The sequence below is a fragment of the Cytobacillus sp. Hz8 genome (genome assembly GCF_042263505.1).
GTDB lineage: Bacteria > Bacillota > Bacilli > Bacillales > Cytobacillaceae > Bacillus_BE.
On the sequence record NZ_JBHKFI010000027.1, the window covers coordinates 1 to 16745 of the forward strand.

Consider the following 16745-nt stretch of genomic DNA (forward strand, 5'->3'; position numbering starts at 1 on the left):
CATTATCTAGTTTTGAGAGAACAAACTCTCAAGTGAATACAAGTCTGGTGGCGATAGCGAGAAGGTCACACCCGTTCCCATACCGAACACGGAAGTTAAGCTTCTCAGCGCCGATGGTAGTTGGGGGTTCTCCCCCTGTGAGAGTAGGACGCTGCTAGGCAGAAACAAAAAAACAGTCATTCATTTGACTGTTTTTTTATTCTATCCTATCCTTGGAAAAAAACAGTGCCTTAGTTCCAGAAGTCTTAAATACAGGAATGAGAACTCATTATCATAACCAATTGGCTATACCCCGCCCAAACAGTAAAAACAATAAAAGTTTTCTTTTTTCAAATAATATGAATAAAAGAATGGTATATATTGGAACCATTCATCTATACTTAACGTATTACCATTCATAACATTTTGGGGAGGGAATGGGTTGGAGAATGAAGTTTACTTTGGGGATTTATTATTTAGGATAGGCCCTATTCTAATTGGAACCGTCTTTATTATAGTAATTAGTATGCTTCTATTCGTAATTTTCAAAGGGATTGGGCAATGGCGTAAAAATGAAAATTCACCCCGTCTTTCAGTTCCAGTGCTTGTTGTTTCAAAACGAACAAGTGTAAGAGGGGATAATGCTCATACATCTTATTATGTAACTTTTGAATTTGAAAGTGGAGATCGAGCTGAATTTTTGATAGCAGGTAAAGAGTATGCCCTCCTTGCAGAGGCTGATAAGGGTGTATTAACCTTTCAAGGGTCAAGATTTCTTGGATTTGAACGATATAAGGAATTTAATAATGGTTTATGAATAAAAAAGCTTGGAGTACAGTAAATTAAGATTTCTTAATGGGTTCTCCAAGCTTTTTTTATGGAAAATATCATTCATTTATGAAAATATTTCGGGTGTATTTACCTTTTTTAATTGTTTTAGATAAAATTTATATTTTGGATCATTAGTATCTGTATGGATTAAATCCTTTTCACAATCCCTACAAATGAATGAAGTGTATAGATGAATCCCTATAAATTTATATTGCTCGCAAATGACACAGTTCTCACCCAAGCTTTTATTTGATATATGCGAACTCATTTCCCCACCTCCATACACTTATTCTGTCCACTAACGATCAATATATTCAATATTTAGACAATTCATTAAATGATTGCTGATTTATTGTATGTTGTAAATGTATGCCATGTGTATGTCTACTAAACAATTTCAGAAAAAGATTAGGTACAGCTAAAAATAAATTTTAATCACTTTACCTTTTTTAATCGACCAACAGGTTAAACTTCGATAAAATAAATTAAGATGTTTATTAGAAACTGGTGATTGGATGAATCATTATCGAAAGCCTATTTATGAGGCATTGAAAAAACATTGGGATAAACACCCTGTTTCACTTCATGTCCCTGGTCATAAGTACGGGATTGTCAATCCAGTTGAGCAGGATTTCTTTTTTGATCAAATCATGAAATTAGATGCTACGGAGCTAAGTGGTTTGGATGATTTACACCACCCTGAGGGAGTCATAAAGGAAGCAGAAGATCTTTTGGCAGATTTATATGGTGTTCAAAACAGTTATTTATTAGTGAATGGCACCACAGTTGGAAATCTTGCTATGATATTGGCTACAATCCAGGAGGGGGATGTTGTTTTTGTCCAAAGAAATTGTCATAAATCCATTTTAAATGGAATTTCTTTAGTAAAGGCAGTACCGGTATTTTTAGAACCTGAATATTATCCTGAATGGAGGGTATCAGGTGGAATTTCTCTTTATACATTAGAACAAGCTTTTCAGATGTATCGTAATGTTACGGCATTAATTCTCACATATCCAAATTATTATGGAATGGTATATGAGCTTGAAAAATTGATTAAGTTAGCACATCAGCATCGAGTTCCGGTTCTGATTGATGAGGCACATGGAGCCCACTTTATTGCGGGAGCCCCATTTCCTAAATCAGCCGTCCAACTTGGAGCTGATGTAGTGGTGCAATCTGCCCATAAAACTTTGCCGGCTTTAACAATGGGGTCCTTTTTCCATTTTAATAGTTCGTTGATTTCGAGGATTTCCATCGAAAAATATCTCTACTTATTGCAGTCAAGCAGTCCTTCATATGTACTTATGGCATCATTAGATAATGCGAGAAGTTATCTTGCTACATATCGGGATGAAGATAAACAGTATATGATAGGGGAAATTCAGCAGTTTATAGAAGAACTGGAAGAAATCAAGGAAATTAAAGTTTTGGTGTTTCCTAATCAATTAGGCGATAGATTAAAGCTCACTGTTCAGTCATTAACATCCTTAACGGGTTTTGAGCTTCAACAATTACTTGAAGGAGAAGGTGTATATACAGAACTTGCTGATCCTCATAACATATTAATGGTGCTTCCATTATTAAAAAATGGAGTTGACTTTCCATTTACATATATTATTGAATCGATAAAAAAGGTGGTAAATAATTATTCACTTAAGGAAAAACCAATTTATTTACCATTACGAGAGAATAAGATAAGAAAGCTAGAGTTGAATCATGAGCAGATAGAAAGAATCAAAAAGAAGGATGTATTGATTATTGATGCAGTTGGACAAATTTGCGCAGAGTCAGTAATTCCTTACCCACCTGGTATTCCGTTATTATTACCGGGGGAATTAATTACTATAGAGGATGTAGAAACTATTAAGGAACTGATTCAATTGGGAGCAAGGTTCCAAGGTAGAAATGAAATAACATCAGGAAGATTGTCTATATATGCAATAGGAGATTAGGCAATTGTTCAAGTAGGAGGAAAGTATGAAGAATGGACTTTTTATTACAGTTGAAGGGCCGGATGGAGCTGGAAAAACAACGGTTGTTTCAATGCTGGCGGAAAAATTAAGAGAAGATGGGTATCAGGTACTAGAAACAAGAGAACCTGGTGGGATAGATATTGCAGAGCAAATAAGAAGGGTAATCCTGGATAAGAATAACACAGCAATGGATGCACGTACGGAAGCATTACTATATGCAGCCGCAAGGAGACAACATCTGATTGAAAAAGTAAAACCTGCGCTAGAGACCGGAAAAATTGTTCTTTGTGATCGGTTTATTGATAGTTCTTTAGCCTACCAAGGATATGCAAGAGGTCTTGGAATGGAAGAGGTATATCTGATTAATCAATTTGCCATAGAAGGTATGATGCCACAGCTAACCATATATTTTGATATTGAGCCAAAATTAGGCTTACAAAGAATCAACAAACATAAAGGAAGAGAAGTAAATCGGCTCGATTTAGAGAATTTGGAGTTTCATCATAAGGTTCGAGAAGGATATTTTTTATTATTAGAGAAATATTCTGATAGAATTCATAAAATTGATGCTTCCAGGCCTATTATGGATGTTTACCAGCAAGCTGAAAAAAAGGTTCAAGAAACTATTGCAGCGAGGAATTAAGAAAAAGGCAGCTTATACATGGTTTGGAACTAGTGAAAACAGGAGGATTGATTGTTTTTTCTATGTGGCCAGGTTAAGCTGCCTTTTTTCATAAAGGGTTTATAAAATTTCCTCTTTTTGTATATTGTTTCAAACTGAAAGAACAACAAATTCCTGTTATAATTATATAAGTATAAGTAACCATTTAGGTATTGTCTTAATCAATTTCATCCATTTTGATGAATATTGGAGGATATAGGATGAAAATAAATCAGGATCTCCGATTAAATATAGATAATTCTCGTCCGGAGCAGAAGCTTCCAAGTAATGATGGGATTAAGTTTGGCGAGCTAGTACAAAAGCATGATCAAAAAATGCAGGTAGATCAGCTGCAGAGATTATTAAAGGATATCGAAGCTGCCGGTACACGCTTAGCCAATTCTAGAACTTTTAAGGATTTAGCCAAGTATAAAACTTTAGTTAAAAAGTTTGTTAAAGAGACGGTTGATTTTGGAATGGATTTAAAGCAATCGCAAAGTTGGAATCAATTTGGTCAAGGAAGAGCTCTAAAAATTGTTGAAACGGTTGATAAAAAATTAGTAGAGCTGACCGAAGAGGTGATGAAGAAAGAAGAAAAATCAATTGATATACTTGGTAAAATTGGAGAGATAAAGGGTCTATTAATTAATTTATATACGTAAGTGAGTGATTATTTTGGTAAAAACGTGGGAAGAGATGGAGGATATTCAACCTACTGTGTTGAAAATGTTAAAGAATAGCATTATGAAGAATCGGTTAGCCCACGCCTATTTGTTTGAAGGAATGAGAGGAACGGGAAAAAAGGAAATTAGTCAGTTATTAGCGAAAAGCTTATTTTGTGATTCACCGCTAGAGGGTTATAAGCCCTGTAATCAATGTGTGAATTGCAAAAGAGTTGACTCTGGGAATCATCCGGATATTCATGTCGTGGAACCAGATGGACTATCGATTAAAAAGCAGCAAATTAAAGATTTACAGGAAGAATTTACGAAAACAGGTGTTGAGTCTAAGCAGAAATTTTATACGATTGTTCATGCGGATCGAATGACAGCGAATGCTGCTAATAGTCTTTTGAAATTCCTTGAAGAACCTTATTCAGAGACGGTGGCGATCTTAATTACGGAACAGATTCAACAGATGTTGCCTACCATACTATCACGTTGCCAAATCATATCTTTCAAGCCTCTGTCTTCTCGGCATTTACAGAAAAAATTAGAGGAAAATGGCGTGAAATCTCAATTATTGCCGATCATTACACAACTCACAAACAATTTAGAGGAAGCACTTCAGCTAAGTCACGACGATTGGTTTGCACAAGCCAAAAGGATAGTGTTAAAATTATATGAAATGTTGAATAAAAGTTCCTTAGAAGCTTTAGTATCTCTTCAGGAGGAGTGGTTTTCACACTTTAAAGAGAAAGAACAATTGAATCAAGGATTGGATTTATTACTTCTTATTTTTAAAGATTTATTATATATACAGCTTGGAAAGGCAGATCAAATCGTTTACGTTGATGAGTTTAAACGATTAGAACCATATGCATTACAAACTTCAAGTAAGCGCCTTACCAATCAAATGGCAGCAATTTTAGAAGCAAAAAGAAAATTGCATGCAAATATGAATCCACAGCTGTTAATGGAACAGCTTGTGTTAAAATTGCAGGAGGGGTCTTTTTTTGTATGATGTAGTAGGTGTACGCTTTAAAAAAGCGGGAAAAATATATTATTTTGATCCCGGAGATCTCTCAATTCAGAAAGGCAATTTTGTCATTGTCGAAACCATACGTGGCGTAGAATATGGGAAAGTTGTGATAGGACCTAAGCAGGTGGATGAGGATGATGTGGTTCTTCCATTGAAAAAGGTCTTAAGAATTGCAGATCAAAAGGACCGGATTATTGTCGAAGAAAATATGGAATCTGCAAAAGAAGCATATGATATTTGCTGTGAGAAGGTATTAATTCATCAATTGGATATGAAATTGGTTGATGTAGAATATACGTTTGATAGAAATAAAGTAATTTTTTATTTTACAGCTGATGGAAGAGTTGATTTCCGAGAGTTGGTTAAGGATTTGGCGGCTATTTTCCGTACGAGAATAGAGTTGCGACAAATCGGAGTTAGAGATGAAGCAAAAATGCTTGGGGGAATTGGTCCTTGTGGAAGAATGCTATGTTGTTCCACTTTTCTTGGGGACTTTGAACCCGTTTCTATTAAGATGGCAAAGGATCAAAATCTCTCTCTTAATCCAACGAAAATTTCAGGATTATGCGGGCGCCTTATGTGTTGTTTGAAATATGAAAATGATGATTATGAAACAGCGAAAGAACAGCTACCAGACATTGGGGAGATTATTGAAACATCTCATGGTAAAGGAAAAGTAGTAGGGTTAAATATTTTAGAGCGAGTCCTTCAAGTTGAAATAATGGAACAAGAACGTGTTCTAGAATATACAATGGATGAAATCTTAAGAGAAGGTGCTGTATCGGTACAATCCACAGATTAATGAGGTGGAACGCGTGAATAATAAAGAAATCTTTGATTCAGTAAGTAATATGGAAACTCAGATCGGACATTTATATCAGCAATTAGGTGAGTTGAAAGAGCGGTTAGCTGAAATTCTTGAGGAAAATAATACTTTAAAGATTGAGAATGATTATTTAAGACGTCGTTTAAATATGGATCATAAAGAGGATAATCCTAAGCAAAATCAGAAGAATTCTCGAAAAATTGATGTTGGCAAGCATGTTGAGAAGATGATTGATATTGGAGAAGGATATGATAATCTAGCTCGATTGTATCAGGAAGGGTTCCATATATGTAATTTACATTTTGGGAGTCCTCGAAAAGAAGGCGATTGTTTATTTTGCCTTTCCTTTCTAAATAAAAAATAAGCTTGGCCTCCTAAATGGGGGCTATTTTTTTATAAGATCAAGATGACAGTGGAGGACTAAGGATGGTTCATTTAAAGGATGATGAGCGATTAGATTATTTACTTGCAGAAAACTTAAGAATTATTCAAAGCCCATCGGTTTTTGCTTTTTCATTAGATGCGGTTCTTCTTGCAAGATTTGTCTATGTACCCATTCAAAGAGGGAATATTATTGATCTATGCAGTGGAAATGGTGTTATTCCATTATTTCTAAGTACGAGATCAAAAGGGAATATTATAGGCGTTGAAATTCAAGAGCGGTTATACGATATGGCAATTAGAAGCTTTGAATATAATGGCTTAGGGCAGAGATTACAAATGATTCACGGTGATATTAAAGAAATAGCCCAGCAGGTAGGGTACAATAAATATGATGTTGTTACGTGTAATCCGCCTTATTTTCCAACACCCTCAGAGGATGAAATGAATAAAAATAAGCATTTCGCTTATGCACGTCATGAGATTCTATGTACATTGGAGGATGCAATACGTGTGTCCAGCCAAGTAGTCAAACAAGGTGGAAAGGTTGCATTCGTTCATCGTTCCGGAAGAATGATGGATATCGTAACGATGATGAGACAGTATCGACTTGAACCAAAAAGGATTCAATTTGTTTATCCAAAAGCCGGAAAAGAGGCTAACACGATTTTGGTTGAAGCCATTAAGGATGGAAATCCTGATTTAAAAATACTGCCTCCGCTTATTGTTTATAATGAAAATAATGAGTATACCTCAGAGATTAGAGAGATTTTATATGGAAAAGAATAGTCATTATTTCTACGTGCTATCTTGTAAAGATGGGAGTTTATATGCTGGTTATACAACTGATTTAGAAAGAAGAATCAAACAGCATAATGATGGAAAAGGTGCTAAATATACAAGAGGAAGAGGCCCGGTAAAGCTTATTTACTCTCACGCCTTTGAAACAAAAGGAGAAGCCTTGCGAACTGAGTATGAGTTTAAGCAATGGTCAAGGAAAAAGAAAGAAGCGTTTTTAATAAAGGAATTAGGTGGTCTATATGTGGCAGCAAAAGAGCTTTGAAAATGAAAGTAATAAAGGAATTTTATATCTTGTTCCAACCCCAATCGGCAATTTGGAGGATATGAGCTTTCGGGCGATTCGAATGTTGAAGGAAGCTGATTTTATTGCAGCTGAAGATACGAGGAATACAAAAAAGCTATGCCATTATTTTGAGATTGAAACGCAAGTGTTGAGTTATCATGAACATAATAAGGAGATTAGCGGACATAAATTAATCGAAAGGCTTAAGGGAGGAGCAAAAATTGCTTTGGTTAGTGATGCAGGTTTGCCAACTATCTCTGACCCGGGGTATGAATTAGTGGTTGAAGCGACAGCTGAAAAAATCACCGTTGTCCCTCTTCCTGGTGCTAATGCTGCTCTTACGGCCTTGATCGCATCCGGGTTACCTACTCAGCCCTTTTATTTTTATGGTTTCTTATCACGACAAAAGAAGGAAAAGCGGAAGGAACTAACTGAGTTAGCCAAGCAAATGTCAACTATCATATTATATGAGGCTCCTCATCGTTTAAAGGAAACACTGCAATTAGTTGAAGAATGTTTAGGAAATAGGAGAATATCTCTTTGTCGAGAGTTAACGAAAAAATTTGAGGAGTTCATAAGAGGAACCGTCAAGGAAGCCATTGAATGGGCAAATCATGATGAAATTCGGGGAGAATTCTGTCTGATTATTGAAGGGAATCATCAAGTGGAATCAATTATGAGTGATGAACCGTCCTGGTGGGAAGAGCTTAGTATTACAAATCATGTGGAGTTCTATATTTTCGAAAAACAGTTAAATTCAAAAGAAGCAATCAAGCAAACAGCTAAAGATAGAGGGTTAAATAAAAGAGAGGTTTATCAAATTTACCACGTTGAAGGGGATTGAGAAGTCTTTAGCGTGATAAATTTCATCTTATAATAAGAAAAAAAAAGAGGCTACTGTTGTTAAGTTAGCCTCTTTCGTATGAAATCAATTTAGTTTTTTACTAAATCTAAATGGAATGTATCTTCAATTTCTTTTAATAATTGTTCAGCTCCGTCACGGCTAAGGATTAATTTACCGCCAGCTAAAGCAACGTTGTCATCAGAAACTTCTCCAGTTACTTGACAAGTCATGTTTGGTTTGTACTTTTTAAGGATAATGCGATCATCATCAACATAAATTTCCAAAGCATCCTTTTCTGCAATTCCAAGAGTACGTCTTAATTCAATTGGAATAACCACACGACCTAATTCATCAACCTTACGAACAATACCTGTAGATTTCATAACTATGATCCCCTCTCACCTTTATATAAATAAAAACTTGATTGCCGCTTTCGTCAATATTCGACAAATTTATCTTTGATTTAATAATACCAGCCATTCCCAAAAACGTCAATAATTTTATTTTTAATTTAATTAGAAATTATTGGATGTTCAAAAACCCTTAATATAACAACATTTTTTCAATAGGAATATAAATATTTATATTTTTAAAGAAAAAACATTAAATATTTTAATATAGTATGATTGGTAAATTTTTTATCTTTTCGACAAAAAACGCGTTATCCCATTCGATATAATGGGGGAAGGTTTCTCTTTGAAAATTATTATATTTGAATAGTATTTAATAAATAAGTTATTTGCGAATCCGAGTAGCCTGAATTGTTGCACATTTTTCTTTTTTTATGTATATTTTGTTGATAGAAGAGGTAATGCTGAGTATGAGAATAGGTGAATTGAAATGGAAATGAAATTCTATTAGCTTATTAGTTAGCTTAACTCGTCCTATTGGGCGATTTTTTATTTCATTGATAAATTAATTTCCCTCAGATGGTGTCATTTGTCTTCATAATTGGCTAAAATGGTACAGTAATGTGTTTCTTTATTTCTTGGATTCAAAAACGCACTCATCTACGTAAGTTGAATCTGTTTTTACAGTTCTATGGTAGCTGTATGACTTTATATATAATCAATTTTAGGAGGGAAATAATAATGAAGGAACAATCAAAAACTTTTTATTTAACTACACCGATTTATTATCCTAGTGGAAATCTACATATTGGACATGCCTATACTACTGTTGCTGGAGATGCTATGGCACGTTATAAGCGTTTGCGCGGTTTTGATGTGATGTTTTTAACAGGTACGGATGAGCATGGTCAAAAAATTCAACGTAAAGCTGAAGAAAAAGGCGTTACACCACAAGAATATGTGGATGAAATCGTTTCTGGAATTCAGGATCTTTGGAAGAAACTTGATATATCCTATGATGATTTTATTCGAACTACCCAGGACCGTCATAAAGAGGTAGTAGCACAAATTTTCGCTCATTTGGTTGAAAAAGGTGACATCTATCTGGGGGAATATGAAGGATGGTACTGTACTCCTTGTGAGTCCTATTTTACAGAGCGGCAATTAGTTGATGGTAATTGTCCGGATTGTGGAAGACCAGTAGAAAAGGTTAAAGAAGAATCCTATTTCTTTAAAGTTAGTAAATATGCGGATCGCCTGCTTCAATATTATGAAGAAAACCCTGAATTTATTCAGCCTGAGTCTCGCAAAAATGAAATGATTAATAATTTTATTAAGCCAGGATTAGAAGATTTAGCTGTTTCAAGAACAACATTTGATTGGGGAATTAAAGTTCCGAATGATCCAAAACATGTGATTTATGTTTGGATTGATGCACTATCAAATTATATTACAGCTTTAGGATACGGAACTGAAGATGATACGAAGTACTTAAAATATTGGCCTGCAGATGTTCATTTAGTTGGAAAAGAAATCGTTCGTTTCCATACGATCTATTGGCCAATCATGTTAATGGCCTTAGATTTACCACTTCCCCAAAAAGTGTTTGCCCATGGATGGTTATTAATGAAGGATGGGAAAATGTCAAAATCTAAAGGGAATGTTGTTGATCCGGTTACATTAATCGATCGATATGGATTGGATGCCCTTCGCTATTACCTTTTAAGAGAAGTACCATTTGGGGCAGACGGAGTCTTTACACCAGAGGGATTTGTTGAAAGAATTAATTTTGATTTAGCAAATGATTTAGGAAATCTTTTAAATCGTACGATTGCGATGATCGAAAAATATTTTGATGGAGTGATTCCAACTTATGGTGGTTCCGTTACTGAATTTGATCCGCAATTGCTTGAAATGAATCAAGAAACCGTGGTCAAATATGAAGAAGCCATGGAGAAAATGGAATTTTCTGTAGCGTTATCAACTGTATGGCAATTAGTTGCACGGACAAATAAATATATCGATGAAACACAACCATGGGTTTTAGCGAAGAATGAAGAAAATAAGGATGCCCTTGGAGCTGTTATGGTTCATTTAGCTGAATCCTTAAGAAGAATTGCCATTCTATTAAAACCTTTCTTAACGCAAAGCCCAACTCAGATTTTTGCACAGCTTAATATTCAGGATGAGCGCTTACAATCTTGGGATAGCTTGGAGAATTTTGGTGCTATTCCTGCAGATACAAAGGTTGTGAAAGGAAATCCTATTTTTCCTCGTTTAGATCTTAATGAAGAAATTGAATTTATTAAGGCTAAAATGCAAGGAACTTCACCTGCCTCTTCATCTGCACCAAAGGAAATAAAGGAAGAGGTACCAGAGGTAGAAGAAATTACAATTGATGATTTTATGAAGGTAGATTTAAGAGTAGCTCAAGTGATTGAGGCAGAACCAGTGAAAAAAGCTGATAAATTATTAAAACTTCAATTAGATTTAGGATATGAAAAACGTCAGGTTGTTTCAGGTATTGCTAAATTCTATAAACCTGAGGAACTTGTTGGAAGAAAAGTAATTTGTGTAACCAATTTGAAGCCGGTTAAATTACGTGGGGAACTTTCACAAGGCATGATTTTAGCCGGATCAAAAGACGGTCAATTATCCTTGGCAACCATCGCTGAAGATCTACCGCTAGGTGCTCAAGTTAAATAAAATAATTAGAGATTTGGGAGGAACATTGAAATGTTTCACGTGAAACAATTTGCGTAAAAATATTTCTGTGTTCCTTTTTTTAACTTGTTAAAGTATCATGATGTAATAGAAAAATAAATGTAAAGAAAATGATACATATGAAATGTAAATTTAATAGAAGGAAAAGAGGTTTTTTCGATGTTATTTGATACGCATGCTCATTTAAATGACGAGCAATTTAATGATGATTTGATTGAGGTCATTGAACGTGCTAAAAATGCTGGTGTGACTGATATGGTTGTTGTGGGGTTCGACCGTCCAACGATTAAAAGAGCGATGGAGTTAACGGATCAATATGAATTTATTTATGCCTGTATTGGATGGCATCCAGTCGATGCGATTGATATGACCGATGATGATTTAAAGTGGATTGAAGAGCTCTCCGGCCATCCAAAAGTGATTGCGCTGGGAGAAATGGGTTTGGATTATCATTGGGATAAATCTCCAAAGGAAATTCAGCATGATGTTTTACGCAAGCAAATTCGATTGGCTAAAAAAGTGAACTTGCCAATTGTTATTCATAATCGAGAGGCAACTAGTGATATTATGATGATTCTAAAGGAAGAGCACGCCGAAGAAGTTGGAGGGATTATGCATTGCTTTAGTGGTAGTGTAGAGGTTGCTAAAGAATGCCTAGCAATGAATTTCTATATTTCTTTAGGTGGACCAGTGACGTTCAAAAATGCGAAAAAACCAAAGGAGGTCGCGGAAGCTGTTCCATTAAATAAATTGCTCATTGAAACTGATTGTCCTTATCTTGCTCCACATCCTTATAGGGGAAAAAGGAATGAACCGAGCTATGTGAAATTAGTGGCAGAACAGATCGCTGAGCTTAAGGGAATCACATTTGAAGAAGTAGCAGAGGCGACGACTAAAAATGCAAAAAAATTATTCGGCATAATTAGATAAGAAATGCTGTCGAATTCATAGAAAACTTGTCCAAATTTTTTCTTATTCTTTAAAGTTCTACATGTCTCCTTTTCCTCATAGGATAGCCATGTCGATAAGTCTCTCTTTCCTTTCCAAAGAACAAATTGCATAATAGGTAATATGTTTTAGGAAAATCTCCAGAGTTGACAGCCGGCACAATAGTCTATATAATCACTCCAAGAGAAAAGGAGGCGTTTTTCATCGTCATTAAAAACATGAAAAACCTGTTTTCCAAGTCTTTGAGTAGGAAAAAATTAGCCGTTTTTTCCGCTAGTTTCGTAGTTTTAACCACCATTTCAGGATTCGTTATTTATGAAACTACGAAAAAAACAGTGTTACTTTCAATTGATGGGAAAGAAGAGGTGGTCAAGACACATGCTGACACAGTGGCTGGAATATTTGATGACTTGAATATTTCACTCCATGCTAAAGATTATGTGTACCCCTCGGAAGGCACAAAAGTTAAGAATCAATTAAAAGTAGAGTGGAAAAAGGCAAAGCAGGTTCAAATTGTTGAAGACAAGGAAAAGAAAATGATTTGGACAACAGCCAGTGATGTTAATGAATTTTTAAAGGAGCAGAGCATAGCTCTAAATAAGTTTGATAAGGTCCAGCCCACGTTACAATCACCGCTAAAAAATGAATTGAAGATAGTCATTAATCATGCCTTTCCTGTAAAGTTATTCAATGGCAGGAATAAGCAACAAGTGTGGTCAACTTCGACTACGGTCGCTGACTTTTTATCACAGCAGGGGATAGAACTTAAAAGAATAGATCGTGTTGAACCTAACTTGAATGAAACAATTGATAAAAGAGATGTTGTTAAGGTCATTCGCGTTGAAAAAGTCACCGATGTAGTGGAAGAACCAGTTCATTATGCGGTTGTAACGAAAAGGGACCAAAGTTTAAATCAAGGTGCACAAAGAATTTTGAAAGAAGGGCAAAAAGGTCTTGTTTCAAAGGAGTTTGAAGTAACACTTGAAAATGGAAAAGAAATATCAAGAAAGTTAATTTACAAAAAGACTTTAAGGGAAAAACAGGATAAGGTTGTTGCAGTCGGAAGTAAGCCAATGATTCAAATGGTATCACGTGGTATGAGAGATGCTAGTAGAGAATTGTACGTTAGTACAACAGCTTATACGGCAAATTGCAACGGCTGTTCTGGTAAAACGGCTACAGGGATTAATTTACGAACTAATCCTAATTTGAAAATTATTGCAGTGGATCCAAGTGTCATTCCACTTGGCTCGAAGGTGTATGTGGATGGCTACGGATATGCAGTTGCTGCAGATACCGGGTCAGCCATTAAAGGAAATAGGATTGATGTATTTTTCTCATCCAGCTCAGATGCATACCGTTGGGGAAGAAAAACAGTAAAAATCAAAATCCTACAGTAAGATGTTGATGCAGAGGGGATGTCCTCTGCATTTTTGTGTTTTTTTCTATTTTTCTTTAAAATACTTATGAAACTATTTATTACTTTAGACGTTGTATGTTACAAAAATGTTTCATTTTTTTCAAAAATATTTTATTGCTCGTTTATCCCACTCTTAACGGACAGTAAGACTCCCACTTCAAGATTCTGAGAATACGAAGAAGATAAGTGGGAGATCAACTGTCCGTAAAGGTCCGACGACGGACAGGAGGTCCTAGTCAGGCGAAGCCACAGGACGTGGCGTTATGAGCGTGATAAGTGAAATAAGATTTTTCTTTGGGCTTCAGCCCTTAGAAAAATCAATCAGGCTCTGCGTGACTAACCATTAGTGGGGGATGAATGGCAGACTAAAAGCGCGACGTCAACACATAAGTCTGCACACTTCACGTCCTGTGCGTCGAAAACCCCCACTGATGGAAGTTTCACTTTATTTTAAACAAAAAGAAATGAAAAGAATGATGGTTATTCTTTTCGAAGTTGGAGGCAGTATGAAAATCAAAGAGATAATCGTCGTCGAAGGAAAGGATGATACCGTTGCTATTCAACGAGCGGTTGATGCCGATACCATTGAGACGAATGGTTCAGCGATAAATATGGATACTCTCGAGAAAATCAAACATGCTCAAGAAAAAAGAGGCGTTATTGTGTTAACAGATCCGGATTATCCTGGGCAAAAGATTCGCAATACGATTAGTCGACATGTTCCTGGCTGCAAACACGCATTTATACCGAAAGAGGATGCAATTCAAAAGAATGGGAAAAGTGTGGGGGTTGAACACTCATCTTCAGAAGTTATAAGGGCAGCATTAAAAGAGGCACATGTAATGGAAACCTCAGCCCAAGAGGAAATTACTCAAGAGGATTTGATTACGGCAGGATTAATTGGGGGATTGGGAGCTAAGGAGCGTAGAGAAAAGCTCGGGAAATTGCTTAATATCGGGTATGCAAATGGAAAGCAGCTTCACAAAAGATTAATGATGTTTCAAATTAGTCAAGATGATTTTGCAAACGCTATAAAGAAGATTCGTCAGGAGGAACAGAATGGATAAGGATATAGCAACGCCGTTAAGGACCCGTACTATTTTAGAGAAATATGGCTTTTCTTTTAAGAAAAGCTTGGGCCAAAATTTTTTAATCGATACCAATATTTTAAAAAGAATTGTGGATCATGCTGAACTGACTGATTCTTCAGGTGCCATTGAAATTGGACCAGGAATTGGGGCATTAACAGAACAGCTTGCTCGTCAAGCAAAGAAGGTAGTTGCATTTGAAATTGATCAAAGATTGCTACCAATTTTAAAGGAAACATTATCGCCCTATGACAATGTAAAGGTGATTCATGAGGATATTTTAAAGGTCGATGTAGAGAAAGTGTTGGAAGAGGAGTTTTCTGAGATTGAGGATCTCATGGTCGTTGCTAACTTGCCTTATTATGTTACGACTCCGATTATTATGAGGTTGTTGGAAGAAAAGCTTGCAATCAGAGGAATTGTGGTCATGCTCCAGAAGGAGGTAGCAGATCGAATTTCAGCTAAGCCAGGGACAAAAGATTATGGTTCACTTTCCATTGCTGTTCAATACTATACAGTAGCTGAAACGGTTATGATCGTGCCAAAAACGGTTTTTGTCCCACAGCCTAATGTAGATTCAGCGGTTATTCGTTTAACGGTTAGAAAAGAGCCTGCTGTTTCTGTGAAGGACGAGGATTTTTTCTTTCAAATCACGAAATCAAGTTTTGCGCAAAGAAGAAAGACCCTGCTTAATAACTTAACAAGCCAACTTCCAAATGGAAAAGAGAAAAAAGGGGAAATCTTAATCGCATTAGAACATGCAGGTATTGAACCTACAAGAAGAGGCGAGACTCTCTCCATTGAGGAATTTGCACGCTTGAGTGACGAACTATTTGCTTATTTTCATCAATAAGATAAGGAAGATCTGAATGAGCTTATTCAGGTCTTTTTTTATTGAAATTGCGGATTTTTTGATCGTCACCGTTAGATAGGAGATTGCATAAGTTATGAAAGGAATTTAATTTTTATTTATAGCTAGCTTTTTCGAGAACTTAATTGGAGTGACGACATTGAGCATTCAAATCATGGATATCGTCGGAAGGATTTCTTACAATTGTGATATATTATTTCGAGTTATTGATATAAAAGAAGAGCATGAAACGAAAAAAGCCATTCTCTATGGGGAGGATATTCGCTTAATTGCGGATGCTCCATATGAAGATTTAATTGTCATAGGTGGGTTGGAAAGAAGGAAGAAAAGCCAGGAAATTGAGACATTAGAAGAACAGTCTTATAACCTTTTTAGGCAAGATGTTGATTTAATAAAACAAAAACAAGAGTATGAAGCCTCAGGGGGATATACAAAAACATTAAATTACTTTCAGATTCCAGGGAGAGTCCTTCATTTAGATGGAGACCCACTTTATTTAAAAAAATGCTTAATGCTGTATGAAAAAATTGGAGTACCTGTTACAGGGGTTCATTGTAATGAAAAAGAGATGGCTGTAAAAATCGGGACCTTAATTGATTATTATCGGCCTGATATTCTTGTTATTACTGGACACGACTCTTATTCAAAGGCAAAAGGAAAAATTACCGATATTAATGCTTATAGACATTCACGGGACTTTGTACAAACTGTAAGAGAGGCAAGGAAACGGGTTCCACACCTAGATCAGCTTGTTATTTTTGCAGGTGCATGCCAATCGCATTTTGAATCTTTAATTCAGGCAGGTGCCAACTTTGCTAGTTCTCCTTCACGAGTGAATATTCATGCTCTAGATCCTGTCTATATCGTGGCAAAGATCAGTTTTACTCCTTTTATGGAACGAATTAATGTCTGGGATGTACTAAGAAATACATTAACTGGAGAAAAAGGTCTTGGTGGGATTGAAACAAGAGGAGTATTAAGAACGGGGATGCCATACAATTCTGTTATTCATGAAGAAAACTTGTAACAAGAGGGAATGGCTTAAGATTAGGTCATCCTTC

Annotated in this window: 18 protein-coding genes and 1 rRNA gene; 17 read left to right on the plus strand and 2 right to left on the minus strand. The window is 35.8% G+C overall.

The features are described 5' to 3' along the window. The first annotated feature begins 43 nt into the window (after positions 1-43). Both rrf and ACE38V_RS21455 read left to right on the plus strand, forming a co-directional pair. A 5S ribosomal RNA gene (rrf, locus tag ACE38V_RS21450) occupies positions 44-160 on the plus strand. A gap of 261 nt (positions 161-421) precedes the next feature. Then, positions 422-796, plus strand: a complete 375-nt coding sequence (locus ACE38V_RS21455; RefSeq protein WP_375844590.1) for a DUF2500 domain-containing protein — start codon at positions 422-424, stop codon at positions 794-796. A gap of 78 nt (positions 797-874) precedes the next feature. On the opposite strand, the gene ACE38V_RS21460 is transcribed toward ACE38V_RS21455, so the two are convergent. Beyond that, positions 875-1078 carry a sigma factor G inhibitor Gin gene (locus tag ACE38V_RS21460; protein ID WP_375844591.1) on the minus strand — a complete coding sequence of 68 codons (204 nt, stop codon included), beginning with the start codon at positions 1076-1078 and terminating at the stop codon, positions 875-877. Positions 1079-1325: 247 nt separating this feature from the next. On the opposite strand from ACE38V_RS21460, the gene ACE38V_RS21465 reads away from it, so the two are divergent. The 9 genes from ACE38V_RS21465 to rsmI all read left to right on the plus strand — a co-directional run bounded on the left by ACE38V_RS21465 (position 1326) and on the right by rsmI (position 8283). After that, complete coding sequence (locus ACE38V_RS21465) at positions 1326-2765, plus strand: aminotransferase class I/II-fold pyridoxal phosphate-dependent enzyme (RefSeq protein ID WP_375844592.1); 1440 nt, start codon at positions 1326-1328, stop codon at positions 2763-2765. 25 nt (positions 2766-2790) lie between these two features. Further along, positions 2791-3429, plus strand: coding sequence for a dTMP kinase (gene tmk, locus ACE38V_RS21470; RefSeq protein ID WP_375844593.1), 639 nt, complete (start codon positions 2791-2793; stop codon positions 3427-3429). 239 nt (positions 3430-3668) lie between these two features. Then, the gene (locus ACE38V_RS21475) at positions 3669-4109 is read left to right on the plus strand and encodes a YaaR family protein (protein ID WP_375844594.1); all 441 of its coding nucleotides are present in this window, start codon (positions 3669-3671) and stop codon (positions 4107-4109) included. A gap of 13 nt (positions 4110-4122) precedes the next feature. Continuing rightward, a complete protein-coding gene (gene holB / locus ACE38V_RS21480) occupies positions 4123-5130 on the plus strand; it encodes a DNA polymerase III subunit delta' (RefSeq protein WP_375844595.1) in 1008 nt (335 codons plus the stop codon). Next, positions 5123-5950, plus strand: a complete 828-nt coding sequence (locus tag ACE38V_RS21485; RefSeq protein ID WP_375844596.1) for a PSP1 domain-containing protein — start codon at positions 5123-5125, stop codon at positions 5948-5950. Before holB ends, ACE38V_RS21485 begins: the two co-directional genes overlap by 8 nt. A gap of 13 nt (positions 5951-5963) precedes the next feature. After that, on the plus strand, positions 5964-6338 hold the full coding sequence (gene yabA / locus ACE38V_RS21490; RefSeq protein ID WP_375844597.1) for a DNA replication initiation control protein YabA: 375 nt from the start codon (positions 5964-5966) through the stop codon (positions 6336-6338). A gap of 62 nt (positions 6339-6400) precedes the next feature. Beyond that, complete coding sequence (locus ACE38V_RS21495) at positions 6401-7144, plus strand: tRNA1(Val) (adenine(37)-N6)-methyltransferase (protein ID WP_375844598.1); 744 nt, start codon at positions 6401-6403, stop codon at positions 7142-7144. Then, positions 7131-7418 (plus strand): GIY-YIG nuclease family protein, encoded by a 288-nt coding sequence (locus ACE38V_RS21500; RefSeq protein WP_375844599.1) that lies wholly within the window; start codon positions 7131-7133, stop codon positions 7416-7418. The genes ACE38V_RS21495 and ACE38V_RS21500 overlap by 14 nt, the downstream gene beginning before the upstream one ends. Further along, positions 7396-8283, plus strand: a complete 888-nt coding sequence (gene rsmI / locus ACE38V_RS21505) for a 16S rRNA (cytidine(1402)-2'-O)-methyltransferase (protein ID WP_375844600.1) — start codon at positions 7396-7398, stop codon at positions 8281-8283. Before ACE38V_RS21500 ends, rsmI begins: the two co-directional genes overlap by 23 nt. Before the next feature lie 89 nt (positions 8284-8372). Here the strand turns inward: rsmI and ACE38V_RS21510 are convergent, their stop codons facing one another. After that, the gene (locus tag ACE38V_RS21510) at positions 8373-8672 is read right to left on the minus strand and encodes a transition state genes transcriptional regulator AbrB (RefSeq protein ID WP_375844657.1); all 300 of its coding nucleotides are present in this window, start codon (positions 8670-8672) and stop codon (positions 8373-8375) included. A gap of 663 nt (positions 8673-9335) precedes the next feature. Between ACE38V_RS21510 and metG the strand changes: the two genes are divergently transcribed. The 6 genes from metG (at position 9336) to yabG (ending at position 16711) form a co-directional block, all read left to right on the plus strand. Further along, positions 9336-11339 (plus strand): methionine--tRNA ligase, encoded by a 2004-nt coding sequence (gene metG, locus ACE38V_RS21515; RefSeq protein WP_375844601.1) that lies wholly within the window; start codon positions 9336-9338, stop codon positions 11337-11339. A gap of 177 nt (positions 11340-11516) precedes the next feature. Next, on the plus strand, positions 11517-12287 hold the full coding sequence (locus ACE38V_RS21520) for a TatD family hydrolase (RefSeq protein WP_375844602.1): 771 nt from the start codon (positions 11517-11519) through the stop codon (positions 12285-12287). Between the two features lie 236 nt (positions 12288-12523). Beyond that, positions 12524-13705 carry a resuscitation-promoting factor gene (locus ACE38V_RS21525; RefSeq protein WP_375844659.1) on the plus strand — a complete coding sequence of 394 codons (1182 nt, stop codon included), beginning with the start codon at positions 12524-12526 and terminating at the stop codon, positions 13703-13705. Positions 13706-14231: 526 nt separating this feature from the next. After that, positions 14232-14792 (plus strand): ribonuclease M5, encoded by a 561-nt coding sequence (gene rnmV / locus ACE38V_RS21530; RefSeq protein ID WP_375844603.1) that lies wholly within the window; start codon positions 14232-14234, stop codon positions 14790-14792. Next, positions 14785-15666, plus strand: coding sequence for a 16S rRNA (adenine(1518)-N(6)/adenine(1519)-N(6))-dimethyltransferase RsmA (gene rsmA / locus ACE38V_RS21535; RefSeq protein ID WP_375844604.1), 882 nt, complete (start codon positions 14785-14787; stop codon positions 15664-15666). The genes rnmV and rsmA overlap by 8 nt, the downstream gene beginning before the upstream one ends. A 157-nt stretch (positions 15667-15823) precedes the next feature. Continuing rightward, on the plus strand, positions 15824-16711 hold the full coding sequence (gene yabG, locus ACE38V_RS21540; RefSeq protein ID WP_375844605.1) for a sporulation peptidase YabG: 888 nt from the start codon (positions 15824-15826) through the stop codon (positions 16709-16711). The last annotated feature ends 34 nt before the right edge of the window (positions 16712-16745 follow it).